General features: G+C 48.4%; 18 protein-coding genes and 1 riboswitch. Of the genes, 17 read left to right on the top strand and 1 reads right to left on the bottom strand.

Going from position 1 to position 19006, the window contains the following annotated elements:
* Positions 1–128: 128 nt before the first annotated feature.
* Positions 129–412, top strand: a riboswitch (cyclic di-AMP (ydaO/yuaA leader).
* A 271-nt stretch (positions 413–683) separates the two neighbouring features.
* The 11 genes from NSS66_RS25400 (at position 684) to NSS66_RS25350 (ending at position 10420) form a co-directional block, all read left to right on the top strand.
* Positions 684–1832: a 3D domain-containing protein gene (locus NSS66_RS25400; RefSeq protein ID WP_023986430.1), complete on the top strand. Its 1149-nt coding sequence runs from the start codon at positions 684–686 to the stop codon at positions 1830–1832.
* A gap of 146 nt (positions 1833–1978) precedes the next feature.
* Positions 1979–2524, top strand: coding sequence for a ribonuclease M5 (rnmV, locus tag NSS66_RS25395; RefSeq protein WP_013308117.1), 546 nt, complete (start codon positions 1979–1981; stop codon positions 2522–2524).
* 7 nt (positions 2525–2531) lie between these two features.
* Entirely contained in the window at positions 2532–3416 is an 885-nt protein-coding gene (gene rsmA / locus NSS66_RS25390; protein ID WP_013308118.1) for a 16S rRNA (adenine(1518)-N(6)/adenine(1519)-N(6))-dimethyltransferase RsmA, read from the top strand.
* 55 nt (positions 3417–3471) lie between these two features.
* Positions 3472–4368, top strand: coding sequence for a sporulation peptidase YabG (gene yabG / locus NSS66_RS25385; protein ID WP_023986432.1), 897 nt, complete (start codon positions 3472–3474; stop codon positions 4366–4368).
* A gap of 201 nt (positions 4369–4569) precedes the next feature.
* A complete protein-coding gene (gene veg, locus NSS66_RS25380; RefSeq protein ID WP_013308120.1) occupies positions 4570–4851 on the top strand; it encodes a biofilm formation stimulator Veg in 282 nt (93 codons plus the stop codon).
* 162 nt (positions 4852–5013) lie between these two features.
* Positions 5014–5193 (top strand): small, acid-soluble spore protein, alpha/beta type, encoded by a 180-nt coding sequence (locus tag NSS66_RS25375; protein ID WP_007428013.1) that lies wholly within the window; start codon positions 5014–5016, stop codon positions 5191–5193.
* A gap of 144 nt (positions 5194–5337) precedes the next feature.
* Positions 5338–6192, top strand: coding sequence for a 4-(cytidine 5'-diphospho)-2-C-methyl-D-erythritol kinase (gene ispE / locus NSS66_RS25370; protein WP_013308121.1), 855 nt, complete (start codon positions 5338–5340; stop codon positions 6190–6192).
* A gap of 181 nt (positions 6193–6373) precedes the next feature.
* Positions 6374–7201: a pur operon repressor gene (gene purR / locus NSS66_RS25365; protein ID WP_013308122.1), complete on the top strand. Its 828-nt coding sequence runs from the start codon at positions 6374–6376 to the stop codon at positions 7199–7201.
* A gap of 175 nt (positions 7202–7376) precedes the next feature.
* Positions 7377–7664, top strand: a complete 288-nt coding sequence (gene spoVG / locus NSS66_RS25360; RefSeq protein WP_007428016.1) for a septation regulator SpoVG — start codon at positions 7377–7379, stop codon at positions 7662–7664.
* A 345-nt stretch (positions 7665–8009) separates the two neighbouring features.
* A complete protein-coding gene (gene glmU, locus NSS66_RS25355; protein WP_080658680.1) occupies positions 8010–9407 on the top strand; it encodes a bifunctional UDP-N-acetylglucosamine diphosphorylase/glucosamine-1-phosphate N-acetyltransferase GlmU in 1398 nt (465 codons plus the stop codon).
* Between the two features lie 59 nt (positions 9408–9466).
* The gene (locus NSS66_RS25350) at positions 9467–10420 is read left to right on the top strand and encodes a ribose-phosphate diphosphokinase (protein ID WP_013308125.1); all 954 of its coding nucleotides are present in this window, start codon (positions 9467–9469) and stop codon (positions 10418–10420) included.
* A 67-nt stretch (positions 10421–10487) separates the two neighbouring features.
* Here NSS66_RS25350 and NSS66_RS25345 read toward each other — a convergent pair whose 3' ends face one another.
* Positions 10488–10688 (bottom strand): hypothetical protein, encoded by a 201-nt coding sequence (locus tag NSS66_RS25345; protein WP_023986434.1) that lies wholly within the window; start codon positions 10686–10688, stop codon positions 10488–10490.
* A gap of 74 nt (positions 10689–10762) precedes the next feature.
* Between NSS66_RS25345 and pth the strand changes: the two genes are divergently transcribed.
* The 6 genes from pth to NSS66_RS25315 all read left to right on the top strand — a co-directional run bounded on the left by pth (position 10763) and on the right by NSS66_RS25315 (position 18914).
* Positions 10763–11323, top strand: coding sequence for an aminoacyl-tRNA hydrolase (gene pth, locus NSS66_RS25340; protein WP_023986435.1), 561 nt, complete (start codon positions 10763–10765; stop codon positions 11321–11323).
* 86 nt (positions 11324–11409) lie between these two features.
* A complete protein-coding gene (locus tag NSS66_RS25335) occupies positions 11410–11640 on the top strand; it encodes an anti-sigma-F factor Fin family protein (RefSeq protein ID WP_013308128.1) in 231 nt (76 codons plus the stop codon).
* A 134-nt stretch (positions 11641–11774) separates the two neighbouring features.
* Complete coding sequence (gene mfd / locus NSS66_RS25330) at positions 11775–15302, top strand: transcription-repair coupling factor (RefSeq protein WP_076295904.1); 3528 nt, start codon at positions 11775–11777, stop codon at positions 15300–15302.
* Complete coding sequence (locus tag NSS66_RS25325; RefSeq protein WP_023986437.1) at positions 15286–16404, top strand: peptidylprolyl isomerase; 1119 nt, start codon at positions 15286–15288, stop codon at positions 16402–16404. Before mfd ends, NSS66_RS25325 begins: the two co-directional genes overlap by 17 nt.
* Before the next feature lie 167 nt (positions 16405–16571).
* Complete coding sequence (gene spoVT / locus NSS66_RS25320; protein WP_023986438.1) at positions 16572–17114, top strand: stage V sporulation protein T; 543 nt, start codon at positions 16572–16574, stop codon at positions 17112–17114.
* 141 nt (positions 17115–17255) lie between these two features.
* Positions 17256–18914, top strand: a complete 1659-nt coding sequence (locus tag NSS66_RS25315) for a putative polysaccharide biosynthesis protein (RefSeq protein WP_340960051.1) — start codon at positions 17256–17258, stop codon at positions 18912–18914.
* Positions 18915–19006 lie beyond the last annotated feature (92 nt).

Raw genomic sequence — 19006 nt, 5'->3', positions numbered from 1 at the left:
TATTACAATATTTTAACCGAATATTTTAAAAAATGTACTTGAAACCTGCTTTACAACATGCATAGAAACAGGATATCATCTTTTCAGTGAATTGTTGTTTGAATGTAAACATCAACAAGTCATTTCATGAACCAGTCTCGCTGAGTCCCTTTTACAGGGAACGGGGGAACCGATATGGCTTACAGTACGTCCGGCATATGTGCAAGAAGGGAACGTCTCTTCCGCCAGGCCGGCTCGACCGAAATTCTTTCCCCGGATGGGATTGAATAGGTGGAGGAGCCGTATTTCGATTTCTTTCTGGGTCTTCGGGGTGAATGTGAAGGCGACCGCCATGAGCGGTTGACCCAAGCTAGGGCGACTCTCTACGTCCGAACCCGACAGCTAACCCCGTAAGCGTAACAAGAGAGAAGCCATCTCGTGCATGAGTTTTCCCGCATATTCACACATGCCGGAAGCCACGAAAGAGCTCTCTAGTCTCTTTCTCTGGCTTTTTTTGTTGTGAATAAAAGAAAATCTGTCATCATACTGTGGTTAAACAGGGGAGGACAGCATGCCGCGAAGACGGGTACATGGTGCAGGACAGTCGCAGTTTGGGCTTGTCTTGTAGAAAATCTGTTATAGTCACGTCAAATCTCAACTATGTCTTACTCCAGACGGCGGGCTATGTAAGGAGGACGGAGGAAATGGGCATTTTCCAAAAAAAGGATACCCATGAGTCACGCTCATCCAGCATGTCTTACGTATTGCGTTGGAAGCAAGAGAATGTGCGCCAGGCTGCTTTGGTTGCTATATTTCTAATCGCGCTAACGATTATGATTTCAATTCTGATGTACACGCAATCTAAAAAACAAGTCTTTTTTGTCATCGATGGCAAGGCGTCTGCGGTAGAAACCCGGGAATCCAAGCTTCAAGATTTGCTGAGCGAGCATTCCATTTCACTTCAGCCGCATGATACAGTTTCCATGCCGCTAAATGGAGCAATACAGGATGGCGATCGCGTAGTCATTAAACGTGCCAATCAAGTCAAAGTATCTTCAGGCAATGAGACGAAAAAGCTGTACACAACAGAAAATACAGTAGAAGGTGCCATTCGTACCTCGGGCTATAAATTATCATCAACGGATAAAGTTTATCCTGCGTTGGATGCCTCTGTTTCGTCTAACATGGACATAAAAATCGTCCGTGTGAAGAAACAGCAGGTCGAACAGAAAAAACAGGTGCCTTATCAGGTCATCAAAACGGCCGATCCGAGTCTTTATAAAGGCGATAATCGGGTCATTCAAAGCGGCAAATCGGGTGTGGTCGTCCAGCACGTTCAAAAGGTATATCATGATGGAAAGTTGGTATCCAAACAGCTGGTTAACAAGGAGGTTGCACAGAACCGTGTGGATAAAGTCATTGCAGTAGGAACGAAGAAAAAACCGGTCGTTCTGGCTGCTTCCGTCGGTCCCAATGATGCGGTTAAGGCAACAACGGTTAGTTCGGGCAGTGCTGTCCGTAAAGCAGGCGTCAATTTTAAATATAGCAAAGTTTTACAAAATGTCTCCATGACGGCGTATTCCTCACAGGAGCCAGGTATCGGTACACGTACTGCATCCGGCGCACGTGTCACGGAAGGACGCACCATCGCGGTCGATCCGAGTGTAATTCCAATCGGCTGGTGGGTGTATATCGAAGGGGTGGGCTTCCGCCGTGCGGAGGATACCGGTGGCGCGATTAAAGGCCACAAAATCGATGTGTATTATGAGAGTTTGAGCCGAGCCAACCAATTTGGTCGTAAGCACGGTAAAACCGTTTATGTTATCGGACCGGTAAAGCCTGAAATCAACTAAAACAGGTTGTGTATGTTGAGGGCAATGCGATAGTATTAACAACATAGTTATGCCATGCTAAGAAGAGGATATCCTCTTCTTATTTTGTTTTCAAAAGCAGGGAAAGATAAATATAGCTTGCTGTGTAGCAGTGGAGGGAAACGCAAATGATCAAGGAAGTGATCGTGGTAGAGGGCCGGGATGATACGGTGGCCATTCGCCGCGCTGTTGAAGCGGATACGATAGAAACTGGCGGCTCCGCCATTAATAAAATGACGCTGCGTAAAATTGCATTGGCGCAGGAGCGGCGGGGGGTCATCATTTTAACCGATCCCGATCATGCAGGGGAGCGCATCCGTAAGATTATCGCTTCCAAGGTACCCGGCTGCAAGCAGGCCTTTATACCCGAGGCAGAAGCGACGCGTAAAGGAGATATTGGCGTGGAGAATGCCTCACCGGAAGCGATCAGACACGCTCTTGCACGGGTCCATACGACAGTGGAAGGCGCCGACCCGCTGATTGAGTGGGCGGACCTGATTGATGCTGGACTCATCACCCATCCCAATGCTGCTGCACGCCGTATGGCCTTAGGGAATGTGCTGGGTATTGGTTATTGTAACGGAAAGCAGCTACATAAACGGCTCTCTGTATTTCAGATCAGCCGCGAGGAATTTGCCGGGGCGCTGGCACAAATTGAAAGTGAAGGATTGTGATATCCGTATGACAGGGATTCAAGATATAGCAACACCGCGGCGTACGAAGGACATTATTCAACGGCACGGTTTTTCGTTCAAAAAGAGTTTGGGACAAAATTTCCTGATTGATCAGAATATTCTCAATAAGATTGTAAATGCTGCCGGATTGGATGAGACGAAGGGCGCACTTGAGATCGGTCCTGGGATTGGTGCTTTGACCGAGAAGCTAGCCCAATCGGCCAAGGCAGTTACCGCTGTCGAGATTGACCAGCGGCTGCTGCCAATTCTCGAAGAAGTGTTGGCCCCTTACGAGCATGTGAAGGTACGTCATGGAGATGTGTTGAAGCTGGATTTGCGCGAGGTGTTCGCAGCCGATTTTGCAGACGTGAGCAAAGTAAGTGTCGTGGCTAATCTGCCGTACTACGTTACTACACCGATTCTGATGAGGCTGCTGGAGGACAAGCTCCCTCTGGAGAATATCGTCGTTATGATCCAAAAAGAAGTGGCTGAGCGTATGGCTGCGTCTCCTGGAACGAAGGATTACGGCAGCCTGAGCATTGCGGTGCAATATTACAGCGAACCTGAATTAGTCTGTATTGTGCCGAATACAGTATTTATTCCCCAGCCGAATGTGGAGTCTGCAGTCATCCGGTTGCGTGTACGGGAAGCCCCTCCAGTGGAAGTGGTGGATGAGAAGCATTTCTTTGAAGTGGTTCATGCTGCTTTTGCCCAGCGTCGTAAAACCATTTCCAATAACTTAAAAAGCCGTTTCTTCACCAAAGAGAACAGGGACACGCTGGAGCCGTTGTTGCAACAAGCTGGTATTGAACCCTCCCGTCGAGGAGAAACGCTAAGTATTGAGGAATTTGCGCGTCTCAGCGCTGTGCTGTTGGAGGCAGGTATATCCTAAGCTGGAACCAAACTGTGCATTCACCCATACGATATAGGAGGGGTGATACAGTGTGATGAGTTTAGGAGACTTGGTCGTTCGGAAATCGTACGGCGGAGATGTCACGTTTCGTGTTGAGGACATCCAGCGGGATAAAGCGATCATTAAGGGAATAGAATTTCGGCTGCTGGCCGATTCCCCGGTGAACGATCTGGTCAGAGTGCCTGCAGACCAGATTAGCGGTAAGACTCAGCAGGCCCATATTAAGGCTGGTGAGTCTCTTAATCTGTTGCAACGGGCACGCCAGCAGCAAGCTGCTCGTAGTCAGGCAGCTCTGGTTGGGGACTGGAGTGATCCGGTCGAGTCAACGTATTTTGAAATGCCGGGAAAGGTTCTTCATCTGGATGGGGATCCCGGCTATTTGAAAAAATGTCTCAGTTTATATGAACAGCTCCGTGTTCCTGCAGAGGGACATCACGTTCACGAATCGGCAATGGCGGACACGTTGTACCGACTGCTTCCCCGTATCCGTCCGGATATCGTGGTCATTACCGGACATGACGGTGTGCTGAAGCAGCCACAGCCTTATGATTTGTACAGCTTGAAAAGTTATAAAAATTCGCAAAATTTTGTGGCGGCGATTCAGGTAGCAAGACAATATGAACGTCATCTGGATTCGCTGACGATTGTAGCGGGGGCGTGCCAGTCCCATTTTGAAGCGTTGCTACGTGCGGGAGCGAACTTTGCCAGCTCACCAGGGCGTATCCTGATTCACGCGCTGGACCCCGTTTACGTGGCTGCCAAGGCGGCCTTTACTTCGATCCGTGATACGGTCAACATGGGGGACCTGTTTCACCAGACAATCAGTGGCAGCCGCGGAGTGGGTGGAATTGAAACTAGGGGAAGCTATCGCATCGGCCTGCCGAAGCTTGAAAATTTGTCTACGCTTAAAGTAACGCCTTCCGCAATCTAGGATTCAAATGTGCCAATAGGATTAATCTGAACAAAAAGCCTCTGCTTTTAGAGGCTTTTTGTCATTTTTTATATAAATTATTCCTGTTCGCAAAAAATTAAATTGACAACTTATTTTTCGTGTTGTTATAATATTTAGCTTGATTTGACAATCCCTCTAAAATTCGTTATAATGGACAAGGAAAGAGGTGGTCGTTAGGCAATGGCTAAAAATACGCTGTTGGAAATCAAACGCAGTCTCGACGCACATGTAGGGCAAAAAATTTTGCTGCGGGCTAACGGCGGACGCCGTAAGACCGTCGAACGAACTGGTGTCTTGGAAGAAACGTACCCTTCTGTTTTTATCGTCAAGCTGGATCAGGAGCAACAGACGTTTAAACGTGTCTCCTACAGCTATGCTGACATCCTTACCGAGTCGGTGGAAGTCAGCGTATATGATCCCGACTCCCATACAAGTGTAGTCGAATATTTTGAAACACCTTAATTGATTTCGTGATTTATACCAGCTTTGCAGGTTTAACGACGGCTTCGTCATTTCAAATGACGGGGCCGTTTTGTATATACAGAGCAGGATGAAGCATGACATCTCTGCACATACTAAGCCGGGAATGATCTTCCTTATTCCATTGCCGAAGGAGGCGTATGTATGAGCCGAAGAAGACGGAGTGTCATGTCGGAGGAGCTAAAGTACGAGCTGGCCAAAGATCTTGGGTTTTACGACACGGTCAAGGAAGAAGGTTGGGGAGGCATTAAAGCCAAGGATGCGGGCAATATGGTCAAGCGGGCTATCCAACTTGCCGAGCAGGCAGCTTCCCGCAAATCGTAGCTATCGGTGGTGCTGATGAAAAGCGGGGATATCCGGGATTAGACCGGGTCATCTCCGCTTTTTTGAACCTCATGACTTGACACGCTGAGTCTGATATAATATGTTAAGCTGTCTTGAGGGAAAAGTTGAAGGTGGGTGAACGCCTTGAAAATATATGAAAAAGCACCGGCGAAAATCAATTTAATGCTTGATGTTCTACGTAAGCGGGACGATGGTTATCACGAGGTCGAAATGATTATGACCATGGTCGATCTGTCTGACCGATTGACGATGTCCGAGTTACCGCGTGATACCATTATTATTTCAAGTCAAGCCGGGTACATACCATTGGATGAAAAGAACTTGGCTTTTCAGGCTGCGCGTCTGATCAAAGAACGTTATAACGTGTCTACGGGCGTCCACATCCATCTGGATAAGCATATCCCGGTGGCGGCAGGGTTGGCGGGTGGAAGTAGTGATGCTGCCGCAGCGCTGCGTGGACTGAACAAGCTATGGAAGCTTGGCATCTCGGATGCAGAATTAAGGGTGCTGGGTGCTGAGCTGGGATCAGATGTACCTTTCTGTATTACAGGGGGTACAGCTTTAGCGAGCGGACGCGGAGAACTGCTCAAGCCACTTCCGAATCCGCCACAATGCTGGGTGATCCTTGCGAAGCCGCCGATTAATGTGTCGACGGCTGAAGTGTATGGTCGTGTCAAAGCAGACCAGATTACGCACCACCCGTCTGCCCGCCAGATGGAGCATGCGATCCGTAACGCCTCTTTTACCGATGTATGCAACGCGCTGGGGAATGTACTGGAGGATGTAACACTAAAGCTGTATCCAGAGGTAGAGCATCTTAAAAGCTCCATGATCCGCTTAGGAGCAGATGGTGTGCTGATGTCAGGTAGTGGACCTACAGTGTTCGGACTGGTATCGAAGGAAGCCAAAGTGCCACGGATTTACAACGGACTAAGAGGGTTTTGTAAAGATGTGTATGCAGTACGACTTTTGACCTGATTTTAGATATTTTTTTCTTATTATAGTGGTAATTGTTGTACAAATACGTACGAAGATGATATATTTACTATTAAATATTCGGATTTTACTATATCACTTACATTCCGCCAGCAACCGGCCAGTCCGCCGGTGCTTTACTGTACAAAGCGGGCGGCAGGAGAATAGATCGCGAGGAATTGTTGTGAAAAAACTTAAAAGAAGCTCACGATTGGTGGAAATGACGCAATTTTTGTTGTCACGGCCGCATACGCTGGTGCCTCTTACTCATTTTGCGGATCGCTACGGGGCAGCTAAGTCGTCCATAAGCGAGGATCTGGCCATCATCAAGGAAGTATTTGAGGATGAGGGCACTGGCGAGCTTCTGACTCTGGCGGGAGCGGCAGGGGGCGTCAAACTGATCCCAAGGCTTTCCAAGCAGCATGCGCTTGCGTTTGCGAACGACCTGTGTGCGCAACTGGAGCAGCCTGACCGCATATTACCGGGAGGATACCTGTATTTGTCCGATTTGCTGGGCCAACCTGCGATGATGAACGAAGCTGGTAAAATATTCGCGACCGCTTTTGCCAATCGTCAGATTGATGTGGTTATGACGGTGGAGACCAAGGGTATTCCACTTGCCTATGCAACCGGAGCACAGCTGAATTTGCCAGTCGTTCTCGTACGGCGTGATCATCAGGTGACAGAAGGTTCGGCTGTAAGTATTAATTATGTTTCAGGATCACAAAAGAGCCTGCATACGATGTCTTTATCCAGACGTGCGATGCGTGAGAAATCGCGTGTGCTCATCGTAGATGATTTTATGAAGGCCGGTGGCACCATTCAGGGGATGGTCGATTTGTTGGCTGAGTTTGATGCTGAGGTGGCCGGTGTAGGTGTGCTGGTAGAATCAGGCGAGGTGGAGAACGAAGAGCGCCTGCTGCACGATTATATTTCACTGGCGAATCTGACCGCAGTCGATTCTCGAAGCAAGCAAATTACAGTCAAGCTGGGCAATTATTTTGATGAGTGAACAGGGCAGTAAATTGTCACAATCCATCATAAAATACCTAAATATGTCGAAAAGAAATCTTTTCAAAAAAATTACCTGAATTTAGGATACGAATTGCCGAAAAAAAGAAGGATTTCGAACTGCTGTGTGGAATGTATACACCAAGTCCTATTTGGAAAAAGGTGGTGAAACACACATGCAGATTACGGATGTTAGACTCCGCCGAGTGAACTCAGAAGGAAGAATGAAGGCGATTGCATCCATTACGATTGATAATGAGTTTGTTGTTCATGACATCCGAGTTATCGACGGTAATAACGGGATGTTCGTAGCTATGCCAAGCAAACGAACTCCAGACGGAGAGTTTCGCGATATCGCTCACCCGATATCTTCAGGAACCCGTGAGAAGATCCAAGCTGCTGTATTGACTGAGTACGAACGTGCAGCTGTGGATGAAGAAGTTGCTATTGAAGAAGGCGCTTAATTCGCCTAAAGCAGGATTGGGGTACAAAAGAAAAAGAGAGCCACTAACTGTGGCTCTCTTTTCTTTTTGTCTGGAATGAGATATATTCTTTAGTGAGTTAACAGTCAGTTTTAAGGCAACTTGGAGCCATCCGGGCTGCCGAAGCGGCTTTTTCATAAGACAGGGACTAGGCAGCGATGCGTCCCGGGGATGAATGTCCAGCACAAGCTGGCCTGAAAAAATAGCCATTAACCAAAGGTTCGCCGTTATTTTTCAGGAGGATTGTGAAAAGTTAAGCAAAATCTGATCTGGGAATTAACGTTTTAGCCAAGGGGTAACTGTTATTTTCAGGATAGGAGGTTGGACTTGTTGGAAAGGTTGGCAGTCATTCTTGCCGCAGGGCAGGGAAAACGTATGAAATCCAAATTATATAAAGTTCTGCATCCGGTGTGCGGAAAACCGATGGTCGGGCATGTGCTCGACACGGTTCGTGAAATCGGTGTGTCCCGAAGTGTAGTCGTCGTGGGTCATGGAGCAGAGGCGGTACAGTCTTATTTGGGACCGTCGGCAGAATATGCGCTTCAGGCAGAGCAGTTGGGAACGGGCCATGCTGTCAAGCAAGCCAAGGACTTGCTCGGTCAGGAAAAAGGTACAACCATTGTCATTTGTGGGGATACTCCTTTGATCACAGCGGAAACGCTAGAGGGCTTGGTGCAACTGCACGAGAGCCGTGGGGCGGCTGCGACGATTCTGACCGCTGAGTTGGACGACCCGAAAGGATATGGACGAGTTATCCGTGATGCTTCCGGGGCCGTGCTCAAGATCGTGGAACAGAAAGATTGTTCACCTGAGGAAGATGCTGTCCGGGAGATCAATACGGGAACGTACTGCTTTGACAATGCCAAGCTGTTTGCAGCGCTGGACAAGGTAACGAACACCAATGCACAGCAGGAATATTATCTGACAGATGTCATTGGTATTTTGCATGGTGAAGGTGAGCAGGTTGAGGCGTATTTGACAGATGATGTGTCTGAATCCATCGGTGTTAACGACAGAGTCGCTTTGTCGGTAGCTGAGGGCTATATGCGTGAGCGCATCGTCCGCAAGCATATGCTGAATGGTGTCACTGTCATTGATCCGTCTTCTACCTATATCGGGAGCGAGGTTGTTATTGGTTCCGATACGGTACTGTACCCGAACACATGGCTGCATGGTCAAACACAAATCGGAGAAGATTGTGTGATTGGTCCGCAGGCTGAGATTCAGAATACGATTATCCATTCAGGCGCAACGGTAAAACATTCGGTGTTGAACGAAGCGGAAGTGGGAAGCAGTACCTCTGTGGGGCCGTTTGCTTATCTGCGTCCAGGCGCGAAGCTTGGCGAACATGTGAAAATTGGTGATTTTGTTGAGGTGAAAAATGCGACCATTGGAGATCATTCCAAGGTGTCTCATTTGAGCTATGTCGGTGATGCCAAGGTGGGTACAAACGTAAATATTGGCTGCGGGGCAATAACGGTCAATTATGATGGATATAATAAATCTATTACAGAAATTGAAGACGATGCCTTTATTGGCAGCAACGTGAATCTGATCGCCCCGATTAAGATTGGAAAAGGTGCTTATGTTGTAGCAGGCTCCACTGTAACACATGCTGTCCCTGATAACGATCTGGCCATTGCCAGACCACGTCAAGAGAACAAAGCCGGATATGCGGACAAAATCCGCGCACGTGCCAAAGCGAAGAAGAAAAGATCGGAATGACCTTAATCAGCAAGCTGTTGAATCTGTAATGAATGAACCAGCACGGAGGGTTTCTATTAATGACTTATTGCGATTCCAAACTCAAAATATTTACTTGTAACTCCAATCCGAAGTTAGCCCACCAGATTGCGGACTACATCGGCATCCCAATGGGGGAATCCCATACCACATCGTTTAGTGACGGTGAAATCCAGGTTAAGCTGTCGGAAAGCGTACGCGGCTGCCATGTGTATATTGTGCAGTCAACTTGTCTGCCGGTTAACGACAACTTGATGGAGTTATTGGTTATGATTGATGCACTTAAACGCGCTTCTGCCAAAAGTATCAATGTCGTTATGCCATATTACGGTTACGCTCGTCAGGATCGTAAAGCTCGTTCACGCGATCCGATTACAGCGAAACTTGTCGCTAACTTGATTGAAAAGGCGGGGGCTCACCGCGTAATCAGTATGGATTTGCATGCGATGCAGATTCAGGGATTCTTTGATATTCCAGTGGATCATATGCTGGGAGCGCCAATTTTGGCCCAATATTTCCGTTCCAAGCAAATTGAGAACCCGATTGTCGTCTCACCCGATCATGGCGGGGTTGTTCGTGCGCGTAAGCTGGCGGACTTCCTGAGTGCGCCGCTCGCTATTATTGATAAGCGTCGTCCAGAGCCAAATGTCAGTGAAGTGATGAATATCATCGGGAACATTGAGGGTAAAACGGCTATTTTAATTGATGATATCATTGATACAGCCGGAACGATTGTATTAGGTGCAAATGCGCTTAAAGAAGGCGGCGTAAAAGATGTGTATGCATGTTGTACACATGCTGTGCTTTCTGGTCCTGCTATGGAAAGACTGGAGAATTCGCCATTAAAAGAGGTGGTTGTGACGGATACGATCCCGATCGTTCACCCGAATCCGACAAGCAAGCTGAAGGTATTGTCTGTGGCTCCATTAATGGGAGAAGCTATCATCCGTGTGCATGAAGAATTGTCGATCAGCAAACTGTTTGAAATCGAATAAGCGCTGGCTCATTAAAAAGGGGTTGCCTTTTCCATATGGAAAAGGTAACCCCTATCAGCATGTCAGGCTAAAAGCCTGGGCGAGATATGAATGTGAAGCGTTGACGATTGTATAGTGTGTCCTCTATTTCGACGAAATGCTCATTAAAACGCGCAACGATGCCAATCTGAATATGTACATTCCCGTCATATATCTGGACAGGAACGGAATGTTTTAAATGATATAGAAAATGGCTGTCATATAAGAGGATATCACCTTGATTGAGCATACCGGCACGCACCTTCCTATTCAATACAACTATTTTACCAAAAAATACAGACTGCGAAAGAGGGTGTCAAGGTTATGAAGTGGATTGTAGGATTGGGCAACCCCGGTCCCCAATACGAGAAAACGAGACATAATGTCGGATTTATGGCATTGGATGCTCTTGCCTCACGTCATAACATCCAGATTAACCAAAGCAAATGCAAGGCGTTGATTGGAGAAGGCCACATTGGTGGCGTAAAAACCGTACTGATTAAGCCAATGACCTATATGAATCTATCAGGCGAGTCTCTACGTGCTTATATGGACTACTATAAGGCCGATATGGAAGATCTGGTTGTCGTGTACGATGATCTGGATACTGAAGTCGGTAAAATAAGATTGCGTTATCAAGGTAGCGCAGGCGGTCATAACGGCATTAAATCGATCATTCAGCATACCGGCACGCAGTCCTTCAATCGGATACGTATGGGCATTTCCCGCCCGGAACCTGGACATGCTATTGTCGATTATGTTCTGGGTACCTTTCCCAAGAAGGAAAAAGAATTACTGGCCGGAATGATCGAGGACACGTGCAACGCCTTAGAGCATAGCTTGAGTCATCCGTTTGAACGGACGATGGCTGAATTCAACAAGTAAGTTCAGACGCAGGCAGACGGGCTTAAATGGAAGATTGTTGGACATACTGAAAGGTATAGAAAACTTTCAGGAGGCATATACATTACATGATTGTTAATTATGTATGCAGACATTGTCGAACTTTCTTGGGACGAATTGATTCCGCGGCAATAACCGAAGAAAGGTTGGGCTTCCATTCCTTGACCCCTGCCGAACGTAGAGATATAATAGCGTATAATTCGGGTGGTGAAGTGACCGTCAAAGTCATTTGCGAGCATTGCAGTCAGGCATTGGAGAATAATCCTGAGCTGAGTCTGCTCGTTAATCCGCTCCAATAACAGGTATTCAACTGGTAGGATGTACCAGCTTGAGAGGTGAAGCGGCAATTCCGCTTATGGAGCCTTGGCAGCATTGCTGAGGCTTCTTTTTCGGTTTACATGTAACTATTTATAAGCATAAAGGGGTGCCTTTTTTGTTACAAGCACTTATTCAGGCTTTTACGAAGGATGCTGATTATGCATCCATTGCAGCAGGTATATCATCAGGAATGAAGGAACAACTGATATCAGGTTTATCAGGCTCTTCCCGACAGGTACTGATGGCCGCGCTTGCCGAAGATACCGGACGACCGTTAATGGTCATGACGCACAATATGTTTGCCGCTCAAAAAATAGCAGATGACTTACAGGAAGCGCTTTCTCCTGATCAGGTTTTATTGTATCCTGCTAATGAGCTGGTAGCTGCTGAAGCAGCAATATCCAGTCCAGAGACATTGTCCCAACGAATTGATGTATTGATACGCTGCGCCCAGGGTTTTCGTGGGATTGTTGTCGTGCCGTTTTCTGGTGTCCGACGTTTACTGCCAATTCCGGAAACATGGCGTGAGGCTCGTATTGAGCTGAAAGAAGGCGAAACGATTCAGCTGGAAGCGTTTTTGCTACATATGGTCGAGATGGGATACCAGCGTGTAGAGCGTGTGGAATCACGTGGAGAGATGAGCGTACGCGGAGGAATTATTGATTTTTATCCCATGACAACCCGTTGGGGCTATCGTGTGGAGCTGTTTGACGATGAAATTGATTCGATCCGTAAGTTTGATCCGCAAGATCAGCGTTCGGTGGAAAAGGTTCAGGACGTTACCGTAACACCGTGTAAGGAAGTTATTGCGAATAACCAGCGTATGGACCAGGCGGCGGATGCCGCTGCTATTTTGTTGGAGGAGCAGCTGGGCAAAATGACGGATCGTCAAGCTAAGCAGCATCTGAAAGAAGAGATCCATCGTGAAATTGAGTTGCTGCGAGAGCATGTGTATTTTGACGAAATCTATAAATATATCTCCCTGCTGTATCCTGAACGTAAAACCCTAGCAGACTATATGCCGGAAGATACGATTCTGATTATTGATGAACCGGCACGTATGCTGGAAACAGCCAAGCAACTGGAACGAGATGAGTCAGAATGGAATCTGCATTTGCTTCAAAACGGTAAAACGTTACCGCAGCTAGAACTGTCAGATGACGCGGACAATCTGCTGTACAACCGGAGATTTCAGACGTTGTTCCTGTCGATTTTCCTCCGTCAGGTTCCTCATACCCAGCCACAAAATATTTTGAACTTCATCTGCCGAGGCATGCAGGATTTTCATGGCCAAATGAATGTGCTCAAGGCGGAGATGGATCGTTGGCGCAAAGCAGGCACACAGGTTATGATGCTGGCGAGTGGAGATGAACGTCTGGACCGGATGCGCAGAGTGCTTGAAGATTACGGTATTGATGAGCCGACGATGGCTATAGGCAATCTGCAAAGCGGTTTTGAAATGCCGTCTATTCATCTGGCAGTGATTACCGAGGGTGAAATGTTTTCCCAGAAGCAGCGGAAAGCTCGTAAGCAGGGCCGGCATGTGGACAATGCAGAACGGATTAAGAGCTATAGCGAGCTGAAGGTGGGCGACTATGTCGTACACCAAAATCACGGGATCGGGAAGTACATGGGGATCGGCACGCTGGAGGTTGGCGGTATCCATAAGGATTACATGCATGTCCTCTATGCGGGTGGAGATAAGCTGTCTGTGCCGATTGAACAAATTGATCTGATTCAGAAATATGTCGGCTCAGAGGACAAGGAACCCAAGATTTATAAACTGGGTGGCAATGAGTGGACACGGGTTAAAAGTAAGGTGCGCAGCTCGGTTCAGGATATTGCGGATGACTTGATCAAGCTATATGCAGAACGACAGTCGGCACCAGGGTTTGCTTTTGAAAAGGATTCACCTGAGCAACAAGAGTTTGAAGATATGTTCCCGTATGATGAGACACGTGACCAGATTCGGGCCATTGAAGAGATTAAGAAGGACATGGAGCAGAGTCGCCCGATGGATCGTTTGCTATGCGGTGATGTAGGTTACGGCAAAACTGAAGTTGCTATTCGTGCTGCTTTTAAGTCTGCTATTGAAGGTAAACAAGTAGCGGTGCTGGTACCGACGACAATTTTGGCACAACAACACTATGAGACGTTCCGTGAACGTTTTTCAGGGTATCCGTTCAATATTCAGGTATTGAGCCGTTTCCGCTCGCGCAAAGAGCAGAATGAGACGATTAAAGGGGTCCGGCAAGGCACGGTCGATATTGTCATTGGTACCCATCGTCTGTTGTCGCAGGATCTGGTGTTTAAGGACTTGGGAATGCTGATTGTCGATGAAGAACAGCGATTTGGCGTAACCCATAAGGAAAAGCTGAAGAAGCTGAAAACGAACGTAGATGTGCTGACGTTAACGGCAACACCTATTCCGCGTACGTTGCATATGTCCATGCTGGGTGTACGTGACTTGTCAGTCATTGAGACGCCACCGGAAAACCGTTTTCCAGTGCAAACCTATGTGGTTGAGCACAGCCAAACTCTAGTTCGTGAGGCCATTGAACGCGAGATGGCACGCGGAGGGCAGGTGTACTATCTGTATAATCGCGTGCAGGGCATTCAGGAGATGGCTGCAGAGATCAATGCGCTCGTACCGGAGGCCAAGGTGGGCGTGGGTCACGGACAGATGTCCGAAACCGAACTGGAGAAAACTATTTTGGATTTCCTGGATGGCGAATATGATGTACTGGTCAGCACGAGCATAATCGAAACCGGTGTGGATATTCCAAATGTGAATACACTCATTGTGCATGATGCCGATAAAATGGGGCTATCCCAGCTTTATCAGCTACGTGGGCGTGTAGGTCGTTCCAATCGGATTGCCTATGCTTACTTCACGTACCAGCGGGATAAGGTGCTCACGGAAGTGGCAGAGAAGCGCCTTCAGTCGATTAAAGAATTTACGGAGCTGGGCTCCGGGTTCAAGATTGCAATGCGCGATTTGTCCATCCGTGGAGCGGGTAACTTGCTTGGCGCTGAGCAGCATGGATTCATCGCATCCGTCGGTTTTGATCTTTACTCGCAGATGCTAGCTGAGGAAATTAATAAACGTAAAGTCAGCGTACTTGGAGAAGAGGATCAGTCCAATCGGAATTGGAGTACGTCGATTGATTTAGGCGTCGATGCTTACCTGCCGGGAGACTATATTTATGACAGCATCCAGAAGATTGAGATTTATAAAAAGGTTGCAGCGGTCAGCACCTTTGACGAGGCTTCTGAACTGGAAGATGAACTGGTCGACCGATTTGGCGATCTGCCAGAGGCTGTGCTTCATTTGCTAGCCGTGGCTCGTCTCAAGGTATATGGACGCATGTATGGCATCGAGTCCATAGTGCAACGGGATGACAATATAGTGTTGAAATTCCATGAAGGGCGCCAGCAGGCGGTACAGACTGCTAAACTTGCCGAGATTGGCAATCGCTTTGAAAGACGTGTACAATTTGAACAGGGCACTTCTATGAGCGCACGCATAAAGGGCAAAGGTCTAAATGATCCACAGTTGCTAGAACTGCTGGAACAATTTTTGAGTGCATTGAAAGAAGCATTCACATTGAAGGAGGAACTGCAAAATGCCACAACTAAATAAAAGAAAACCTTGGAGAATGCTCTCCTTGGGAATGGCAGCGCTGCTAGCTATATCCGTGCTGGCAGCATGTACGAAGCAAGCGGATGAGAACAAGGTCAAGGATGAACCGAAGGACAACAGCAAGGTTGTCGTGACCTATAAGGGTGGAACCATTACCGAAAATGAGTTCAACCAAGAAATCAGCATGATGAAATTCCTTTACCCGGAATATGAGGCTGCGTTAGCTTCGGATCAGGTACGGGAGCAAATTGTAAAGCAGGAAGTGGTGTACAAGCTTCTGGCGGCCAAAGCGGACGACAAAGCCAAGGAGCAGGGTGCCAAAGAAGGGAACGAACAGCTGGAGCAGTATAAAAAGTCAGTCGGAGAAGATAAGTTCAAGACATTTCTGAGTGATAAAAAACTGACCGAACAAGGTGTGAAAGATTACTTCACGCGTGTAATGACGGTAATCAACAGCGAAACTAACAAAGTAACAGATGATCAGCTAAAACAGGAATTTGAGAAAAATAAAGATCAATTCACAACAGCAACCGTGCGTCATGTATTGATTAACTTCGAAGATCCTAAAACGAAGAAACAGCGCAAAAAAGAGGACACCCTCAAGCTGGCTAAAGAAGTGAAGGCGAAGCTGGACGGAGGAGCGGATTTTGCGACGATTGCCAAGAAGTATTCAGAAGACCCAGGTTCTGCGTCTAACGGAGGTCTGTATGAGAATGCATCCGTAGCGCAATGGGTACCTGCATTTAAAGAGGCCGCTGAGACTCAGCCGATTAACAAAATCGGTGAGCCAGTGGAAACGGAATACGGATATCACGTGATCAAAGTGGAGTCCCGCAATGAGCCAACGTTTGATAAATTGAAAGACAACGAAAAGGCTGCCCTGAAAAATAAATTGGCCGGGGAAAGTATCCAAAACTTTACCGAAAATGATTTGACGAAGCTTGATTTGAAAATCAATCTGCCGAAGGTACCAGCTACGCAAGAGAAAAGCGGTGCAACTTCCGGTGCTGGTAGCACAACTACACCGGGCGCAGCAACAAACGGTACGGGCGATACCAATGCAGGAACAGCCAAAGATGGAGCTACAAACGAAGGTAAATAACTGAACATGCATAAGGAATTGGGAACAGATGAATACTATGGTCAGATATCACCATAAACACCATGACCGTGACGTTCTTCGTGACCGCTTCTGGGGGAGTGGAAGCGTCTTTCGATACCGTCAGTAGTTTACTAAATTCTTCTTGAGAAAGTGGGGCAACATGTGAAATGAAAGCTACTGGTATAGTTCGCCGTATTGATGACCTTGGGCGGGTAGTTATTCCAAAGGAAATTCGCCGCACCTTGAGAATTCGTGAAGGAGATCCGCTTGAGATTTTTGTGGATCGTGACGGAGAAGTCATTTTGAAAAAGTATTCACCTATTGGTGAACTTGGTGATTTCGCCAAAGAATATGCTGAGTCCCTGTTTGAAAGCACGGGCCATATTACAATGATTACCGATCGGGACACCATTATTACGGTGGCTGGAGGCTCTAAAAAAGAGTTTCTGGACAAGCCAATCGGTAGCATTATCGAAGGTAGTATGGATAATCGCAAAACTGTGCTGGAGACAGCCAGCGGCTCCTATGAGCTAACGCGAGACCACGAAGAAACACTCTCGTCCTTTGTGGCGGCTCCCATTGTTTCCGGTGGTGATCCCATTGGTTCCGTTGTATTGTTGAACAAGGACGAAAATGTAAAAATGTCCGAAATGGAGATCAAAATGGCTGAAACAGCCGCTGGCTTCCTGGGCAAACAAATGGAACAGTAACATCCCGTTTCACCCCTGTATGACGTACAGAATGGCGAAAGCCGTCCTACGTTGTACAGGGTTTTTTTTCTTTCCGGGAGAAGAGGCGGTATAATAGGACTCGTGAAAGATGCATATTTCAGGTGGGAGTGAAGACGGAGAATGCAGGAAAATCGCGCCGCTTCGCGGCTGCTACGGGGTGCTGTCATTTTGACACTGGCAGCAGTAGCGAGCAAGCTGATCGGCACAGTGCAAAAAATCCCGCTGCAGAATATCGGCGGCGACGGCGTGTTTGGCATTTATAATACGGTTTATCCTTTTTATACGCTGTTCATTACCATTGCAGCTGCTGGATTTCCGGCTGCAATATCCAAATTTGTAGCTGAGTTTGAGGCAGTGGGAAACCGGGCAGCGGGGCAACGTGTTGCTCGGCTATCTTCGCTTGTCTTGGGTGTCTTTGGATTGATCTTGGGCGTGCTGATGTATACGTGCGCGCCGCTCATTGGTCAATGGATCGACAATGCTCACGTTATTCCGTCGGTGAGGGCGGCGGCGTTTGCCTTTTTGTTCGTACCGGTTATGGCGGGATTGAGAGGATATTTTCAAGGTTTGCAAAATATGCTTCCGACTGCTATCTCCCAAGTGACGGAGCAGGCGATACGGGTAAGCGTGATGATTATGCTGTTGCTGCTCATGCTGTCGCAAGGAGCGGGGGCGGATATGATTGCCGCCGGAGCAGTGTTTGGTTCAGCAGCAGGTGGAGCAGCGGGATTGGTCGTCATGTTGCTATATTGGCGAAATCACAGGAAGAGGCTTAGAAGGCAAGGGACGGTCATGGCGACAGTGCAAGCACAAACTGGAGAGCTATACCCGGCGGAAAGCAACGGTGCCTTGCTAAAGGCGCTGCTGCGTTACGCCTTGCCTGTTTGCCTTGGAGCGCTAGCCGTTCCGTTAATTAGCCTGGTAGACACTTTTACCGTACCTCGCTTGTTAAAGCAGGAGGGTTTGGACGATACTGCGGTTATGGTGGCCTTTGGCGTGTATAACCGAGGTCTGCCGCTGGTACAGCTAGTCATGATGTTTGCTACCACACTGTCGGCATTATTCATTCCATCGCTGGCTGAGGCGCGGGTGACCGGCGGTACGGAGCTGGCACGTCGCCAGTGCGAGCAATCGCTGCGCTGGTTTTGGTTGCTGGGACTAGCCGCTGCGACAGGCCTGATCGTGCTGGCTGTGCCCGTCAATGTGATGCTGTATGCGGACGACACCGGCAGCGAGGTCATGCGCTGGATGGCGCTAACCGCCGTAGGCGGTACGCTCAGCATCATCTCGGCTGCGCTGCTGCAAGGGCTTGGCGCGGTTCGCGCGCCGGCTCTGGCGATGCTCGCGGCCGCAGTAGCCAAGGCGCTGCTAAACTGGCTGCTCGTGCCGCAGCTAGGCACGGCTGGAGCCGCCATTGCGGGGGCTGTCGCCTATCTGCTGGCGGCGGTGATCAACATCGTGCTGCTGGCTCGCTTGGTAGGCCTGCGTGGGAGCTGGTCCGCCAGCGTGCTCAAGCCGGCGGCACTGCTTATCACCCTGGCTGGTGCGGCCGGGGCGGCGATGTGGGGCACCAGCGCTGTGCTGGGTGCCTTGGGATGGGCTGCCGGAGGTCGCGCCACGGCAGCCGCGGAGAGCCTGCTGGGCGTAGCAGCAGGCGCCGTTGTGTTCGTGATCGGCCTCGCACGCTTGAGGCTGATCACGGAAGCCGAGCTTGTGGCGGTGCCCAAGCTCGGACGCCCGCTGGCAGCCGTGCTGCGCAGGCTGCGTGTACTGGCTTAGCCCAGGCATAGGGCTTAGGGCGCGAAAGTGGCACAGCCATTTTATGAGCCTATACAACTTTGTGGTATAGTAAGTCCCAAAGCAAAGGAAGC

The organism is Paenibacillus sp. FSL R10-2748, assembly GCF_038005565.1.
Lineage (GTDB): Bacteria > Bacillota > Bacilli > Paenibacillales > Paenibacillaceae > Paenibacillus > Paenibacillus polymyxa_B.
This window is presented reverse-complemented; position numbering and strand designations above follow the sequence as displayed.